The 15,742-nt window shown below is 64.7% G+C and carries 14 protein-coding genes and 1 pseudogene; 9 read left to right on the forward strand and 6 right to left on the reverse strand.

The window, feature by feature from the left end:
• The 4 genes and pseudogenes from PSO31014_RS08570 to PSO31014_RS08585 form a co-directional block, all read left to right on the forward strand.
• Positions 1 to 305, forward strand: a pseudogene (locus PSO31014_RS08570) (NAD(P)(+) transhydrogenase (Re/Si-specific) subunit alpha); the annotation flags it as partial.
• 15 nt (positions 306 to 320) lie between these two features.
• Positions 321 to 665 carry an NAD(P) transhydrogenase subunit alpha part 2 gene (locus PSO31014_RS08575; protein ID WP_023596913.1) on the forward strand — a complete coding sequence of 115 codons (345 nt, stop codon included), beginning with the start codon at positions 321 to 323 and terminating at the stop codon, positions 663 to 665.
• 1 nt (position 666) lies between these two features.
• The gene (locus PSO31014_RS08580) at positions 667 to 2,109 is read left to right on the forward strand and encodes an NAD(P)(+) transhydrogenase (Re/Si-specific) subunit beta (RefSeq protein WP_150551247.1); all 1,443 of its coding nucleotides are present in this window, start codon (positions 667 to 669) and stop codon (positions 2,107 to 2,109) included.
• Positions 2,110 to 2,215: 106 nt separating this feature from the next.
• On the forward strand, positions 2,216 to 3,166 hold the full coding sequence (locus tag PSO31014_RS08585; protein ID WP_150551248.1) for a LysR family transcriptional regulator: 951 nt from the start codon (positions 2,216 to 2,218) through the stop codon (positions 3,164 to 3,166).
• A 269-nt stretch (positions 3,167 to 3,435) separates the two neighbouring features.
• On the opposite strand, the gene PSO31014_RS08590 is transcribed toward PSO31014_RS08585, so the two are convergent.
• Positions 3,436 to 4,194 carry a 2-keto-4-pentenoate hydratase gene (locus tag PSO31014_RS08590; protein WP_150551249.1) on the reverse strand — a complete coding sequence of 253 codons (759 nt, stop codon included), beginning with the start codon at positions 4,192 to 4,194 and terminating at the stop codon, positions 3,436 to 3,438.
• Positions 4,195 to 4,485: 291 nt separating this feature from the next.
• Here PSO31014_RS08590 and PSO31014_RS08595 point away from each other — a divergent pair, with 291 nt between their 5' ends.
• Complete coding sequence (locus PSO31014_RS08595; protein WP_150551250.1) at positions 4,486 to 5,205, forward strand: GntR family transcriptional regulator; 720 nt, start codon at positions 4,486 to 4,488, stop codon at positions 5,203 to 5,205.
• Between the two features lie 72 nt (positions 5,206 to 5,277).
• On the opposite strand, the gene PSO31014_RS08600 is transcribed toward PSO31014_RS08595, so the two are convergent.
• Complete coding sequence (locus tag PSO31014_RS08600; protein ID WP_150551251.1) at positions 5,278 to 5,952, reverse strand: GntR family transcriptional regulator; 675 nt, start codon at positions 5,950 to 5,952, stop codon at positions 5,278 to 5,280.
• Between the two features lie 210 nt (positions 5,953 to 6,162).
• On the opposite strand from PSO31014_RS08600, the gene PSO31014_RS08605 reads away from it, so the two are divergent.
• The 4 genes from PSO31014_RS08605 to mdtD all read left to right on the forward strand — a co-directional run bounded on the left by PSO31014_RS08605 (position 6,163) and on the right by mdtD (position 11,908).
• A complete protein-coding gene (locus tag PSO31014_RS08605) occupies positions 6,163 to 6,942 on the forward strand; it encodes an enoyl-CoA hydratase-related protein (RefSeq protein ID WP_150551252.1) in 780 nt (259 codons plus the stop codon).
• A gap of 1 nt (position 6,943) precedes the next feature.
• Positions 6,944 to 8,173, forward strand: a complete 1,230-nt coding sequence (locus PSO31014_RS08610; protein WP_150551253.1) for a CaiB/BaiF CoA transferase family protein — start codon at positions 6,944 to 6,946, stop codon at positions 8,171 to 8,173.
• Between the two features lie 306 nt (positions 8,174 to 8,479).
• Positions 8,480 to 10,351 (forward strand): glycoside hydrolase family 15 protein, encoded by a 1,872-nt coding sequence (locus tag PSO31014_RS08615; protein ID WP_150551254.1) that lies wholly within the window; start codon positions 8,480 to 8,482, stop codon positions 10,349 to 10,351.
• A gap of 111 nt (positions 10,352 to 10,462) precedes the next feature.
• Positions 10,463 to 11,908: a multidrug transporter subunit MdtD gene (gene mdtD, locus PSO31014_RS08620; protein ID WP_150551255.1), complete on the forward strand. Its 1,446-nt coding sequence runs from the start codon at positions 10,463 to 10,465 to the stop codon at positions 11,906 to 11,908.
• Positions 11,909 to 12,008: 100 nt separating this feature from the next.
• Here mdtD and PSO31014_RS08625 read toward each other — a convergent pair whose 3' ends face one another.
• Genes PSO31014_RS08625 through PSO31014_RS08640 form a run of 4 tightly spaced genes read right to left on the reverse strand, consistent with a single transcriptional unit; the run spans position 12,009 to position 15,610 of the window.
• Complete coding sequence (locus PSO31014_RS08625) at positions 12,009 to 12,683, reverse strand: PqiC family protein (protein ID WP_150551256.1); 675 nt, start codon at positions 12,681 to 12,683, stop codon at positions 12,009 to 12,011.
• Positions 12,680 to 14,344, reverse strand: a complete 1,665-nt coding sequence (locus tag PSO31014_RS08630; RefSeq protein ID WP_150551257.1) for a PqiB family protein — start codon at positions 14,342 to 14,344, stop codon at positions 12,680 to 12,682. Before PSO31014_RS08630 ends, PSO31014_RS08625 begins: the two co-directional genes overlap by 4 nt.
• On the reverse strand, positions 14,337 to 14,981 hold the full coding sequence (locus PSO31014_RS08635) for a paraquat-inducible protein A (protein WP_150551258.1): 645 nt from the start codon (positions 14,979 to 14,981) through the stop codon (positions 14,337 to 14,339). Before PSO31014_RS08635 ends, PSO31014_RS08630 begins: the two co-directional genes overlap by 8 nt.
• On the reverse strand, positions 14,978 to 15,610 hold the full coding sequence (locus tag PSO31014_RS08640; RefSeq protein WP_150551259.1) for a paraquat-inducible protein A: 633 nt from the start codon (positions 15,608 to 15,610) through the stop codon (positions 14,978 to 14,980). Before PSO31014_RS08640 ends, PSO31014_RS08635 begins: the two co-directional genes overlap by 4 nt.
• Positions 15,611 to 15,742 lie beyond the last annotated feature (132 nt).

Below are 15,742 nucleotides of genomic sequence, written 5' to 3' on the forward strand. Positions count from 1 at the left end.
TCAAGGCCATGAAGCCCGGCTCGGTGATCATCGATCTGGCGGCAGGGCGCGGCGCGAACGGCGGCGGCAACTGCCCGTTGTCGGTGGCCGACGAGGTCGTCAAGGTGCATGGCGTGACGATTGCAGGCTACACCAACCTCGCGGGGATGGTAGCTGCCGACGCCTCGGCGCTGTATGCCCGTAACGTGCTCGACTTCCTGAAGCTGGTGATCGACAAGGAAGGCAAGCTCGTCATCGATACCAACGACGACATCGTCAGTGCGTGCCTGATGTGCCGCGATGGTCAAGTGCTGCGTGCGGCATAAGGGGGAGACACGACCATGGAAATGATCAATCACACGGTGATCAATCTGATCATCTTCGTGCTGGCGGTGTACGTCGGCTATCACGTGGTGTGGAACGTCACGCCTGCGCTGCACACGCCGCTCATGGCGGTGACGAACGCGATCTCGGCCATCGTGATCGTGGGCGCAATGCTCGCGGCCGGGCTCACGGAAGGCGCGCTCGGCAAGACGATGGGTGTCGTGGCCGTGGCGCTCGCGGCGGTGAACGTGTTCGGGGGCTTCCTCGTCACGCAGCGCATGCTCGAGATGTTCAAGAAGAAAGACAAGGCCCCGGCAAAGACCGCGGCCAATGACGAAGCCGCAGCCAAGGGAGCGCACTGACATGAGCATGAATCTTGTGACGCTGTTGTATTTGGTCGCGTCGATCTGTTTCATTCAGGCGCTCAAGGGCCTGTCGAATCCGAAGATGGCGCGACGCGGCAATGCGTTCGGCATGATCGGGATGACGATTGCGGCGCTGACGACCGTGGCGCTGATCTTCGAGTTGCGCAAGCTCTCGAACGGCAACTTCTCCGGACTCGGATTGATCCTCGCGGGCCTCGTGGTCGGCGGCGGCATCGGCGCGTTCGTCGCGCGCAAGGTCGAGATGACCAAGATGCCGGAGCTGGTCGCGGCCATGCACTCCCTGATCGGTCTGGCGGCCGTGTGTATTGCGGTGGCGGCGGTCGCGGAACCGGCGGCGTTCGGCATCGTGCCTGCGGGGCAGACGTCGTTGCCGGCCGGCAATCGTATCGAGCTGTTCATCGGCACGTTCGTCGGCGCGATCACGTTCTCGGGGTCGGTCATCGCCTTCGGCAAGCTCTCGGGCAAGTACAAGTTCCGTTTGTTCCAGGGCGCACCGGTGGTCTTCACGGGTCAGCACATGGTGAATCTGGCGCTGGCGATTGCGATGCTCGGCTTTGGCGGTGCGTTCTTCGTCTCGCAGAGCTGGACGCCGTTCGCCATCATGACGGCCATCGCGTTCGTGCTCGGCGTGCTCATCATCATTCCGATTGGCGGCGCGGACATGCCGGTCGTCGTGTCGATGCTGAACTCGTACTCGGGCTGGGCGGCGGCCGGTATCGGCTTCTCGCTGAATAACCCGATGCTCATCATCGCGGGTTCGCTCGTGGGTTCGTCGGGCGCCATCCTGTCGTACATCATGTGCAAGGCCATGAATCGCTCGTTCTTCAACGTGATTCTCGGCGGCTTTGGTGCCCAGGCGGGGGCGGGTGGTGCAGCGGGCGATCAACCGCAGCGCCCGGTGAAGTCGGGTTCGCCTGACGACGCCGCATTCCTGATGAGCAACGCCGAATCGCTGGTGATCGTGCCGGGTTACGGTCTGGCCGTCGCCCGTGCGCAGCACGCCCTGAAGGAGTTGACCGACAAGCTCGTCGAGAAGGGCGTGAGTGTGCGTTACGCGATCCACCCGGTGGCGGGGCGCATGCCGGGGCATATGAACGTGCTGCTCGCGGAAGCCGAAGTGCCGTATGACCAGGTGCTGGAGATGGACGAGATCAACGGCGAATTTGGTCAGACGGACGTGGTGCTGGTGCTCGGCGCGAACGACGTGGTGAACCCGGCCGCGAAGACCGATCCGACGTCGCCGATCGCCGGCATGCCGATTCTCGAGGCGTACAAGGCCAAGACGATCATCGTCAACAAGCGTTCGATGGCGGCGGGTTATGCCGGGCTGGACAACGACCTGTTCTACCTCGACAAGACCATGATGGTCTTCGGCGACGCGAAGAAAGTGGTCGAAGAGATGGTCAAGGCAGCGGCCTGATCGCCGCGACCGTTTGACTTGCGTAATACGGGGCGCGCCGCCGAGTGCGGCGCGCCGGAGCCACTGCGGTGGTTCGTTCGCTTAATTCTCCGCAGGGCAATCGCACATGAACGTATCGCTGAGACAACTGAAGGTTTTCATGGTCGTGGCGCGCAGCAAGAACTTCAGCCGCGCCGGGGCCGAGATCGGCCTGACACAACCGGCCATCAGCCGGTGCATCAATGAACTGGAAGGACAGCTTGGCCTGCGTCTCGTTGACCGCACCACGCGCGAGGTCGCCCTGACCGACGCCGGCGTGACGCTCGCCGCCAGTCTCGACCGTGTGCTCGACGAACTCGAGATCGCCCTGTTGCAGACGCATGGCGCGGAAGCCCGCACGACCGGAAGGGTGCGCATCGGCGCCGCCCCGACCATCTCGGCGACGCTCATGCCGCGTGTGCTGTTGGCGTCGCAGGCGACGTATCCGGATGTTGCGCTCGCCCTCGTCGACCAGATGCAGCGCGCCGTTCTGGACAGCGTGCGCGCGGGCGACGTGGACTTTGGCATCGTGGTTGCGCCGCAGGGCGCGGACGACCTCACGACCGAGCACCTGATGAGCGAGCCGTTCTGTCTGGTGTGCCGCAGCGATCATCCGCTGGCCACGCAGGGGGCCGTGCACTGGTCGGAACTCTCAGGCGAAAACCTGGTGCTGCTCAATCAAAGTTCGGGCAGCCGCCCGCTCATCGATCGCGCGCTCACCACGCAAAAGGTGCAGGGAACGATCACGCAGGAGCTGGGGCATGTGAGCACCATCTTCCGCATGGTGCAGGAGGGGCTGGGGGTGAGCGTGCTGCCGCCGCTCGCGTTGCCGTTGCCGGAGAACTCCACGTTGGCCGTGCGTCCGCTGTTGCCCGCGTTCGAGCGCAACATCGTGCTCGTGCGGCGCAAGAACCGTTCGCTCTCGCCCGTTGCGCATACGGTGTGGGACCTGATTCACCGGGTCGTTCGTGAGCGCAACAAGAGCTTTGCGTTGGCGATGGACCGCCAGAGCGCTGCTTCCACGACGCCTGTCAACTGAATCCCTGATTCGAATCAAAGGCTTGTGTTCTCTCATCAAGGACTTGTCCACAGACTTGAACACAAAATCTGTGGATAAATCGGAGGCGTGTGCGGGCAGTTTGCCTGCGGGGAGCGCCTCCTGATCCCTTCGGTCGAAAACGCCATACCGATCAAGCGCTTGGCAACCGTACCTCATTCGTTGTCCACAACGTTGTGAACAAAAACTGTGGATAAGTCACGACAAGCCTGAAGGGCATACTCGCGGCGCCCCAGGGCGATCGCCCACCATTACTTCAGTGTGACGGCCGCCTCGCCGATCCCGTCGATCGTGCCGCGCAGTACGCCGGCACCGCTGGCGGGAATCATGCCGACGTATGAGCCGCAGGTGACGATGGCGCCCGCGTGCATCGTGATGCCGCGCTTGCCGTTGTGATTCACGAGCCACGTGAGCAAGGTGCGCGGATCGCCCCCCGTGTTGAACCCCGTGTCCGCTGGCGCGATGTTCACCCCATCGAGCGAGAACGTAAGCTTTGGCGTCAGGTAGTCGAGCGACGCATCGTAAGCGCGCCCGCTCCCGATCACGAGCGCACCGTTGTTCTGCAAGTCGGCCAACGTGAACCGACTGTCGAGACCGCTCGTCGCGAAACGGCTGTCGGTGATCTCGATCGTCACGAGCGTTTCGCCGACAAACATGAGCGCCTCACGCTCGTCGTAAATCCCCGGCTTGATATCGCGGGCCAGTCGGAACGCGATCTCCAACTCCAGTCCCGCCCGGAAGAAGTCACCCAACGCCAGCTTGCCGCCCGCGTCGCTCACGACGGAGGCGGGAATCGGCGCGCAATTCGGCAGATCCATCGGGGTTTTCGCCCCCACTTTCCACGCTGCGATCGTCTCGCCGAGCAAATCGAGGGTGCGCAATTGCACGGCGTAGGCGGCGTCGAAGTCCACCGGCAGCAGCGCCGGGGCGGGGGAAGCGATCGGCGTATCGCCGCGACGGGTGTCGGCCAGCAACTGGGCCAGCGATTCGACGGCGGGGGTCTCGAACATCTTGCAAGTCTCCTAGGAAAAAGGCGATGCCTCAGCGGTGCGCCGGAGGCAAGTGGCTCCACATCGTATACAAAATTCAGTCGTCGTTGCGCAGTGCGGTGAACATGACGCCTACTCGGTGAAAACACCACCTAACGTAGTCAAAGTCCTGGGGATCTGCGAGAATCAGACTTCGTAATATTTTGTAATATTTCGCGCGATCTGGCAGCGGTGACGCTTGCCATGGCTTGCGAAAGTGCAGTGCGTGCAGTCGATGACCTTCTTCTCCAAGCGAACGACCTGGCCAAGCCTATGCACTCTGTGACCCTGAACGTCCTGCGTGATCCTGTCATTCATCCGCCGGACGGCGAGACGGCGGCGCCCATCAGCCGGCAGGCGCTGCATCTTGCCGTGATGGACCGCCTGCGCAAGATGATGATCGAAGGCACCCTGCCGCCGGGCGCGCACCTGAACGAGCGCGCCCTGTGTGAGCAACTCGGTGTGTCGCGCACGCCGCTGCGCGAGGCGCTCAAGATGCTGGCCGTCGAGCGGCTGATCGAACTGCTGCCGAATCGCGGCGCGCGTGTCGTGACGTTGTCGGCCAGCGATATCGCCGATGCCTTCGAACTGCTCAGCGGCCTTGAAGCGCTGGCTGGCGAATTGGCTTGCGAGCGCATCACGTCCGCGGAAATCGACGACATCCAGGCGTTGCATAACGAAATGATGACGTGTCACGCGAACGGCGACCTCCCCGGCTATTTCGACTGCAATCAGCGGATTCACGATCGCATCAATGCGGCGGCGCGTAATCCCGCCCTCACGCAAATGTACCAATCGGTCAATCAACGGCTGCAGGCGCTGCGATTCCGCTCCAATCTGCATGCCGGCAAGTGGGAGCAAGCCGTCGACGAGCATGTTGCGATGCTGCGCGCCCTGCATGCGCGCGACGGTGCCGCGCTCGGCCGACTGTTGCGCGGGCATCTGATGGCCAAGTGTGCCACCGTGCTCGCCCATCGACTCGCCGCCGCGTGACGCGCCGGCGCGGCGCAGGCGTCGGAATGCGCTGACGTGCTCACACGTTCACACGTTCATGCGTTCACAGGCTCACGCCGCGCGCCCCAGGCTTACCAATCCTTCGTTGAGCATCGTGGCGACATAGGCGTCGGTCTTGCTGCGCAGGTGCGCTTCCATCAGCGTGCGCAGTCGCCTGCCATCGCGTCGGCGTAGCAGCGCGAGCATTTCCGCATGTTCATCGACGGCCTGACGCCAGCGCTCGGGCGTTGGCGTCAATCTCTCGCGCACATGCCGCAGGCGTGCGTTGAGATTGTGGAAATACTCGGCCAGCGGGCCGTTGTCCGCCATGCGCAGAATGCTAAGGTGAATCTGCTGATTCAGGGCGGAGTAGGCAGCGTGATCGGCGCGGGCGTAAGCCGATTCCATGTCGGCTTGCAGTTGCGTGAGGGCGTCAAGATCGGCCTCCGACGCTTTTTCGCACGCCTGCTCGCCCGAGAGACCTTCGAGGACTGCCATCACGGCGAGCAGATTCACGACTTCGTCGACACTCACACGCGCCACGCTTGCCCGGCGCGTTTCCGAGATTTCCACCAACCCTTCGTTCGCCAGTCGCTTGAGCGCTTCACGCAGCGGCGTGCGCGAGACAGCCAGCGCGTCGCATAGCGCGCGTTCCGAGAGGGGCGCGCCGGGACGAAGCTCGCCGCGCACGATGCGCGCCTTGAGGGCTTCGTAAGCGGCGGCGTTCAGCGAGGCGGACGTGCTCATGCGCAGTGATCGGGAAAATGGAATGCCAATTTTGATGGGGATGTCATCCGTCGTCAATCGATAATGCGCGATTTTCTCACGTTAACCCTGAATTTTACGATTGCTTCTTGCCAATCCCATCTCGAAGATCTTATCGTTTACAAAAAATTGGTATACCAAAAAGAGAGGCTGGCCGACATCGGGTGCGTGCTGGCATTGGAAGGAGGCTATGTGACATCCCCCGTTCTGACCGAGCGAGACGGCGCCATCGCGCGGGTCACGCTCAATCGTCCTGAGAAGCTCAACGCGTTGACCAAGCCGATGTGGCAGGCCTTGGGCGACACGATCCTCACGTTGTCCGAAACGCCCGACGTGCGCTGCATCGTGCTGCGAGGGGCGGGCGAGAAGTCCTTCGCGCCGGGCAACGACATTGCGGAGTTCGAGACCGATCGCGCCAACGTTGAGCAGGCAAGAACGTATGGTGCGCTCATGCACCGTACGCTCGACGCCTTGTCCCGATGCCCTGTGCCGCTCGTCGCGATGATTCACGGCATTTGCGTCGGCGGCGGCATGGAGATCGCGGCGGCCTGCGACGTGCGCATCTGCGGTGAATCGAGCCGTTTCGGTGCGCCGATCAACAAGCTGGGCCTGGTGATGGCACACGCGGAGCTATCGGGCCTGGTCCGTCTGCTCGGTCCCGCGCGGGCGCTCGAGATCTTGCTCGAAGGCCGGATCTTCGATGCGCAGGAGGCGTTGCGCATTGGGCTCGTGACCCGCGTGGTGGCCGACGGCGACGTCACGCGCGAAGCCCTGGCGAGTGCGTCGCGCATCGCGGCCGGCGCGCCGCTGGTGGCGCGCTGGCACAAGCGCTTCGTGCGCGAACTGGCCAGCGGCCAGCCGCTCAGCGCCGCGCAGATCGACGAAGGTTTCGCGTGCTTCGGCACGGCCGATTTTCAGACGGGCTATCGCGCCTTCCTCGCGAAGACGCCGCCCGTGTTCGAGGGGCGGTGACATGACCGATACCGTCAAACAGGCAGGCGGGCCGTTGCAGGGCGTCAGGGTGATCGAACTGTCGCACATCATGTCCGGCCCGGTGTGCGGCATGATGCTGGCCGACATGGGCGCCGACGTCATCAAGGTCGAGAAGATGGACGGCGACGACGCCCGTCGTTTTGCGCCGATCCTTCCGCACGGCGAATCGGCGTCGTTCATGATGCTCAATCGCAACAAGCGTGGCATCGCGCTCAATCTCAAGACGGAGGGCGGCTGCGCGGTGTTGCGCGAGATGCTGGCGAGCGCCGACGTCGTCACCGAAAACTATCGCAAAGGGACGATGGAGAAGCTCGGCCTTGGTTACGAGACCCTGCGCGCAGCCAATCCGGCCCTCATCTATTGCTCGATTTCCGGCTATGGACGCACCGGCCCATACGCCGACAAAGGCGGCTTCGATCTGATCGCGCAAGGGCTCTCAGGCTTGATGAGCGTGACGGGCGAGCCGGGTCAGGCGCCCATCAAGGCGGGCTCGCCGATTGCGGATATCAACGCGGGCATTCTGGCGGCGCTCGGCATCTCGGCGGCGTACGCACATCGACTGCGCACGGGGCAGGGGCAGATCGTCGACACGTCGCTGCTCGAAGCGGGATTCCAGCAGATGTACTGGGCGGCGGCGAACTTCTTCGCGAGCGGCGAGAATCCGCCGAAGCTGGGCTCGGCGAATCCGACGAGCACCCCCTATCAGGCGTTTCGAACGCAAGACGGGTGGATCAACATCGGCGCGGCCAATCAGGCGAACTACGAGCGGCTGCTGCAGGTGCTCGACGCCCCGGAGATCGCCGACGATCCGCGTTTCGCCACCAACGCCGGGCGCACGGCGCACCGTGCCGAACTCGTCGAGCGACTCACGGCGTACCTATTGCGCGATACCACCGAGCGCTGGGTCGAACGGCTCGACGCCGTGGGCTTGCCGGTCGGTCCGGTGTTGTCGATCTCCGAAGCGGTGACGCACCCGCAGATCGTAGCGCGCGAGATGGTGGTGGAAACTGTGCACCCGCTGGACGGCCCGACACGCAGCATCGGTCTGCCGATCCGCTTCTCCGAGACGCCCAAGCGTACGGGTGGCCCCGCGCCCCGGCTTGGCGAACACACGTGCGAGGTGTTGGCCGAGTACGGCTTCGATGCGACGCGGATTCGCGAACTGGTCGCACAGGGGGCGGTGCACGTGCTGGAGGAGCGGCACGCGTGAGCGCATGACGTACGCCGCACGTCGGCGATGCGGATTCTCCGCGTGTTGACGTGCAGCGCAGAACTTCCCTCCCGGTGGCCGGTCGGTTTTAGACTGGCGCATGACAGGCCACCGATCAATCCGACCCGACGCCCAACGTCGACAGGAGGGAGTGCATGACTTCTGGCAGTATCTCCGGCAATCACTACGGCCCGTCATGGGCCCCATGGCCGCGCCTCGACCACGCGCGTAACATAGGGCTTCACTCGCTTGCGTTCCATCGTCTGACGATGGGCGCGTCGTTCCTTCTCCCTTCGCGAGGTGAGCATGCCGGCACGAATTGAAGACTACGCAATGATTGGCGACTGCCGAAGCGCTGCACTCGTCGCGCGCGACGGCTCGATCGACTGGCTCTGCTGGCCGTATTTCGATTCACCCGCGTGTTTCGCGGCGCTGCTTGGCGGCGCGGAGCATGGCCGTTGGAAGCTCGCGCCAGAGGATCCCCACGTGACCTGTACGCGTCGTTATCACGACGACACGCTGATTCTCGAGACCCGCTTCGAGACGGTGGAGGGCTGCGTCGCCGTGATCGATTTCATGCCGTTGCGCGACGGCGCGGCCGATCTTGTGCGGCTGGTCAAGGGCATTCACGGAACGGTGACCATGTCGATGGAGTTGATCCTGCGCTTCGACTACGGGGCGTCGGTGCCGTGGTCGCGTCCGCTCGATGGCGACGATCCCACCGGGCCGGGAATGCGGCTCATCGCGGGACCCGACAAGGTCGTGGTGCGCACCCCCATCGAGATTCAGGATGTGCCGGGCAGTCTGCGCGCGCGCTTCGATGTGAAGGCCGGCGACACCGTGCCGTTCGTGCTCTCGCGCGTGCCATCGCATCACGCGGATCCGCGCGCGATCGACCCGCTTGCCGCACTCGCCGATACCGAGCGTTACTGGCGCACCTGGGCTCACCGCTGCCAGCTCGACGGCCGTTGGGCCGACGCGATTCGTCGCTCGCTCATCGTGCTCAAGGCGCTCACGTTCGTGCCGACGGGCGGTGTGGTGGCCGCGCCGACGACGTCGTTGCCCGAACAGCTCGGCGGCGAGCGCAACTGGGACTATCGCTATTGCTGGTTGCGCGATGCCACGCTCACATTACAGGCGCTCATGCTCGGGGGCTACTACACCGAAGCGAACGACTGGAGCGATTGGCTGGTGCGCGCCGTGGCCGGTGCGCCGTCGCAGGTGCAGATCATGTACGGACTCTCGGGCGAGCGGCGTTTGCCCGAGTGGGAGGTCGATTGGCTGCCCGGTTACGAAGGCGCGAAGCCCGTGCGCGTGGGCAACGGCGCCGTCGGGCAGTTGCAGCTCGACGTGTATGGCGAAGTGATGGACGCGTTGCATCAGGCGCGTCTGGGCGGACTGACACCGGACGAGGCCACCTGGGAGGTCCAGACGAAGCTCGTGGCGCATCTCGAGACGGTGTGGCGCAAGCCGGACGAGGGCATCTGGGAAGTGCGCGGCGGACGTCAGCACTTCACCTACTCGAAGGTCATGGCCTGGGTCGCATTCGATCGGGCGATCAAGTCGGCCGAGCGCTTCGGCTTGCCGGGGCCGATCGATCACTGGCGCGCCTTGTGCAAGGAGATTCATGCGGACGTTTGCGCGCATGGCTTCGACAAGACGCGCAATGCCTTCATGCAGGCCTATGGCTCGTCGGAGATGGACGCGAGCGTGCTGATGATTCCGCTCGTGGGCTTCCTGCCGGCGGACGATCCGCGCGTGATAGGCACCATCGAAGCGGTCGAGCGCGATCTCATGCACGACGGGCTGGTGCAACGCTATCGCACGAGCCGGGTCGACGACGGCCTGCCGGCGGGCGAGGGCGCGTTTCTCGCGTGCAGCTTCTGGATGGTCGATTGCCTGGTGACGATCGGCCGTCAGCGCGATGCCCGTGAACTGTTCGAGCGGTTGCTGTCGTTGCGCAACGACGTCGGCCTGCTGGCCGAGGAGTACGACACGCATCACGCGCGTCAGGTCGGCAACTTCCCGCAGGCGTTTTCGCACATCGCGCTCGTGCACGCGGCCATCCGACTCGAAGCGCTTGCCGACGACGACCGCGCAGATAATTCGGCAGACGAACGAAATACCGATGACGAGGATCGGTTCGAACACGTGGGGTATCGCGCGATCAGAGCTTGAGGTGGTGCGGGCGGGGCAACGTGGTCAGCCTGCCTGAAGCGGGCTAGAATTCTGCTTTCGCTTAATTCTTTTAGGGACGGGGTTGACCGCCGTGTCTCGTCACCACGCCGCATGACGCAAGATAAAACACTCACCGCGCTGCTGTGGATCGTAGCGGCGGGCTTTTTCATGCAGGCGCTCGACACGACCATCGTCAATACGGCGCTGCCGGCGATGGCGGCGAGCCTCGGCGAGAACCCGCTGCGCATGCAGCCTGTGGTGGTCGCTTACTCCCTGACGATGGCCATGTTGACCCCGGCATCGGGTTGGCTGGCCGACCGGTTCGGCACGCGCCGCGTCTACTTCGTCGCCATTCTGTTGTTCGTTCTGGGCTCGATCTGCTGCGCGATGGCGCACACGATGACGCAACTGGTGCTCGCGCGCGTGTTGCAGGGGGCGGGGGGCTCGATGCTCTTGCCGATCGGGCGTCTCGCGGTGCTGCGCACCTTCCCGGCGGGGCAATATCTGGCGGCGCTCGCGTTCGTGTCGATTGCCGGGCAGGTCGGGCCGATGATCGGCCCGGTGCTGGGCGGCTGGCTGGTGCAGGTTGCCTCATGGCATTGGATTTTCCTGATCAACGTGCCGATCGGCATCGTCGGCAGCTTGGCGGTGCGGCGTTACTTGCCGCGTCCCGCGCGCGACGAGGTCATCGATGCCGGCTTCGACTGGGCGGGTTTCGCGCTGCTCTCGATGGCGATGGTGTCGTTCACGCTGGCGCTGGATCACCCGTTCTCCGACAGGGGATGGGGGGTGTCCGTCGGGCTGGCGCTGCTTTGCGTCGTCACGACGCTGGGGTATTGGCCTTATGCCCGGCGTCGCGTCGCGCCGTTGTTCCCGCTCGAACTCTTCGCGACGCGGAGTTTCCGCCTCGGGCTGCTGGGCAATCTCGTCGCGCGGATTGGCAGTAGCGCCGTGCCGTTCCTGTTGCCGCTGCTGCTTCAGGTGGCCATGGGGTATAGCCCGCTCGGGTCGGGGCTGATGATGTTGCCGGTTGCACTGGCGGGCGTGGTGGTCAAGCGTAGGGTCACGCCGCTGGTGGAGCGCTTCGGCTACACGCGTTTTCTGATGGTCAACACGGCGGTGGTCGGCGGTGCGATCGCGAGCTTCGCGTTGTTCGGGCCGGGGTGGCCGATGTGGCTGGGGTTGGGGCAACTGGCGATCTTCGGCGGCGCGAACTCGATGCAGTTCGCCGCGATGAACAGTGTCACGCTGAAGGATCTTGGCACGCGCCGCGCGAGCGCGGGCAATGGCCTGTTCTCGATGGCGCAGATGCTTGCGTTGGGACTGGGCGTGACCATCGGCGGCCAGTTGCTGGCACTGTTCGGTCAATTGGCCGGGCAGGCAGGCGCGGGCGGTATGGGCGGTACGGTGGCGGGGTTTCGACTGACCTTCGTGTGCGTCGGGCTGATTACGCTCGCGTCGGCGATCATTTTCCGCAGCGTGGAAGACCCCGCGACGGGGGGCGCCCAAGACGGCAGCGAGACGCGACCCGCGTCTGCCACCGATCTCAGGCGCTGAGCGCGCGGGTTACCGGTTGACCAGCGCACACTTCGAATCGGCCAACGGGGCAAACGCCTTGTCGGCCGGAATCGTCTCCAGGAGACGGCTGCAACGGCCTTCAGCGCTCGCAGTGCGGCGTGGCGCCTTGCGCGCTGGCGGCAATGGCGTTGCCGATGCCCAATGCCAGCCGGTCGACGAGCCGGCGTTGCGCCGAGACCACTTCATCGATGGCACCCGTGCTACCCGACGCCGTCTCTGTGCCGGCGAAGCGGCAAGTGAGCACGACGTCACCCGGTACCCGGCGAACGCTCCACACGGCGGCGAGTGCTGCCTGCTCGCCCGGCACCGACTCGAAGCGCTGTACCGACGTCGAGACGCGGTACACGGTCAGGCCGTCGGCGCGGGGCAGACCATACACGTCCATCGCGCCGAGATGTTGCGTGAGCTTGCGCGAGATCGTCGACGTCAACTCGGTCTTGAGCGGCGCGGCCCAACGCGATTCCTCCAGAATGTCGACGCGACCGCCGCCGCGCGTGACGACGATCTGCGGCCGGTCGACCTGGTCAGGCACGGCGACCGGCGAGACTTCGACCGCATAGCGCGCCGCCGGTGCGTTGGCGCCACTCGTGGCGGCGCTGCCCGCGGGCGTTCCCGTGTCGTCGGTCAGGGTGTAGAAGCGCGACGGCGGCGATGCACAGCCGGCGAGCACCAGGGTAAGCGCGGCGAGCACGGCGCGGGCCATCGGCGTCGCGCGGCGGCGCGGGCTACGGGTCATGTCGGGCGGGCTCGTCATGGTTGCGGATCCTTGGGTTTGCCGCGCAGCAGCGCCTCGGGATGCTGCTGCAGATAATCGGCCAGCGTGCCCAGCGAGCGCAGGGTCTTCGTCAGTTCCTGCATGGCCTGACGAACATCCTGCTGTACCGGGGCGTCTTCGGAGAGGGTGCGCTCGGCGGCGCCGAAGCTCTTCTTCGCCTCGCTCAGCGTGGCCTTCGCCTCGGGTGCGATCTCGCCGTCGAGCTGGCGGAACAGGCCCTGCGCGCTGTCGAGCGTCTTGTCGAGCTTGCGCAATGACGAATCGAGATTCTGACCAATGCTGTCGAACGGAATCTTGTCGAGCTTGGTCGCGATGTCGGCAATCTGGAGCTGCAACTGGTCGAGCGTGTTGGGCACCGTCGGCATGACGACCACGTTGTCGACTTCCTCGGCGCGGGCGGGCTTGGCGTTCGGGAAGAAGTCGAGCGCCACGTACAACTGGCCCGTCAGCAGATTGCCGGTGCGCAACTGACCGCGCAGACCGCGCGCCACGAGCGAATTCAGAATCTGGCGGCTGGCAAGTTCGTCCGGCGGCAGGTTGTTCTTCGGATCGCGGCGGCGCAGACGGTCCGGATAGACTTCGACCGTCACCGGCATGTTGATCTGCTTGGTCGCCTGGTCGAATTCCACACCGATCGACGTGACTTCACCCAGCGTGATGCCGCGGAAATCCACCGGTGCGCCCACGGCAAGACCGCGCAGCGACTGCTGGAAGCGGAACACGACCGTCATCGGATGCGTGTCAGGCGCCTTCATGGCGGTGGTTTCATCAGGCGCCAGGCGGAATTCCTGCCCCGCCTTGGCCATCACGCCCGCGCCCGACTCGTTCGGTGCCTGGAAGGCGATGCCGCCGATGACCACCGACGCCAGTGATTGCGTATTGACCTGGAAGCCGCTTGAATCGAGCCGCAAGTCGATGCCGCTCGCATGCCAGAAGCGCGTGTTGGAGCCGACATACTGGTCATAGGGGGCCTGAACGAACACGCGCAGCGTGACGCCCTTGCCATCCGGATCGAGCGAGTAGGCTTCGACCTGGCCGACCTGAATGCGGCGGTAATAGATCGGCGAGCCGATGTCGAGCGAGCCGATGTCCGCCGCATGCAGCACGAAGGGCTTGCCCGGCTGGCCGGTGGAGACGACCGGCGGCACTTCCAGTCCCACGAAATGCTCCGACGAATCCTTCGACTTGCCGGCGTCGGCACCGATATAGGCGCCCGAGAGCAGCGTCGACAGACCCGAGACGCTGCCGCCGGCCACGCGCGGTCGGACCACCCACCAACGCGAATCCTTGACCGCGAACCGCTTGGCGTTCTGCGTGAGGTCGACGGTCACGCGCACGTGCGACAGGTCGTCGGACAGCTCGATGTTCTTGACGGTGCCGATATCGACTTCCTTGTACTTGACCTTCGTCTTCCCGGCTTCGAGGCCTTCGGCCGTCTTGAAGTCGATGACGACGCTGGGGCCCCGCTCGATGACCGCCTTGGCGACGAGCGACAGGCCGATCACGGCGGCCACCAGCGGTATCAGCCAGACGAGCGACGGCGCCCAGCGTTTGCGCGGCTCGATGACCGGCGTGGGCAGCTCGCCGGCGCCGGCCGGCGGCGCGGCGTTGGGGGCTTGCGGATCTTTCGGGTCAGTCATGATCGTCCTGTTCGGTATCGTCGTCGCGGATCTGATCCCAGATCAACCGGGGGTCGAACTGCATCGAGGCAAGCATCGTGAGCACGACCACCGCGCCGAACGCCACGATCCCGGGACCGGCCCGGATCACGGCCAGCGACTGAATGTTCACGAGCGCGACCATCAGCGCGACGACGAAGACATCGAGCATCGACCAGCGGCCGATGAACTCGATCATGTGGTAAAGCTTGGTGCGTTGATGCGGGTTCCAACGGGCGCCGCGCTGCGCGGTGAGGCATAGCAGCGACAGCGCAATGAGCTTGAGCATCGGCACGAGAATGCTCGCCGTAAAGACGACGATGGCCAGATCGTACTCGCCGCTGACCCAGAAATAGATCACCCCGCTCATGATCGTGTCGCTGGAATTCCCGAGCAGCGAGCGCGTCTGCATCATGGGCAGGACGTTGGCGGGAATGTACAGGATCGCGGCGGCGATCAGCAAGGCCCAGGTGCGCGTGAGGCTGTCGATCTTGCGTTGATGCAGGACCGCGCCGCAACGCGGGCAGCGCGCTTTCTCGTGTGTATTGACGAAGCGCGAGAGCCGTCCGCATGCGGTGCACGCCACCAGTCCGGCGTCTTTGGCGGTAAGGTATTTCATCGCGGCACCGTGCGCGATGGCGAGGCGTCGGGCGCGTCCGCACCCGGTGTGTGGTCGATCACGAGCCAGAGATTGCGCAGATCATACGACAGCACCATTGCCAGCAACACCGTGAGCGCCCCGAAGGCCCATAACGCGATGCCGGGCAGCACGCTGGCCATGGAGGACAGTTTGACCACCGATACCAGGACGCCGAGCATGAACACTTCGATCATGCCCCAGGGGCGGCAGAACTCGATGGCGCGCATCACGTGGAAGACGGCGTACGGCCGCCGCCCGACCGAAAGCGGGCCGATCAGATGGACCAACGCGAGCAATTGCGACAGGGGCGAGAGCACCGTGGTGGTGAACACCAACAAGGCGACGAGCCACATGCCTTCGCGATACAGCGCCCAGGCGGCGCCGATGAGCGTGGTGCGCGTGTAGATGCCCTGCACCTCGATCTCGACGATGGGAAACGCGTTCGCAATGGCGAACACGATCAGGCAAGTCAGCGTGAGCGCCAGCACGCGTGACAGGCGCAGATCGGGGGCGCGGTAAAGCACCGAGTGACAGCGCACGCAGCGGGCCGCCTCGCGCGGGGGCACGTCGGTGCGACGGTGCAGCGTGTCGCAGTTGGGACATGCCATCAGGTTTGTCACGTCATCTTCAGGGGGCAAGGGGTTCATTCCCGGGGACGGTGACCAAAGTGACGCTCAGAATACCAAATTGTTGAGGAAGTTCCTGCATTGTGCGCTGCGGCGCAACATTCGGCATGGTTT

The organism is Pandoraea soli, from assembly GCF_902459595.1.
GTDB classification, from domain to species: domain Bacteria; phylum Pseudomonadota; class Gammaproteobacteria; order Burkholderiales; family Burkholderiaceae; genus Pandoraea; species Pandoraea cepalis.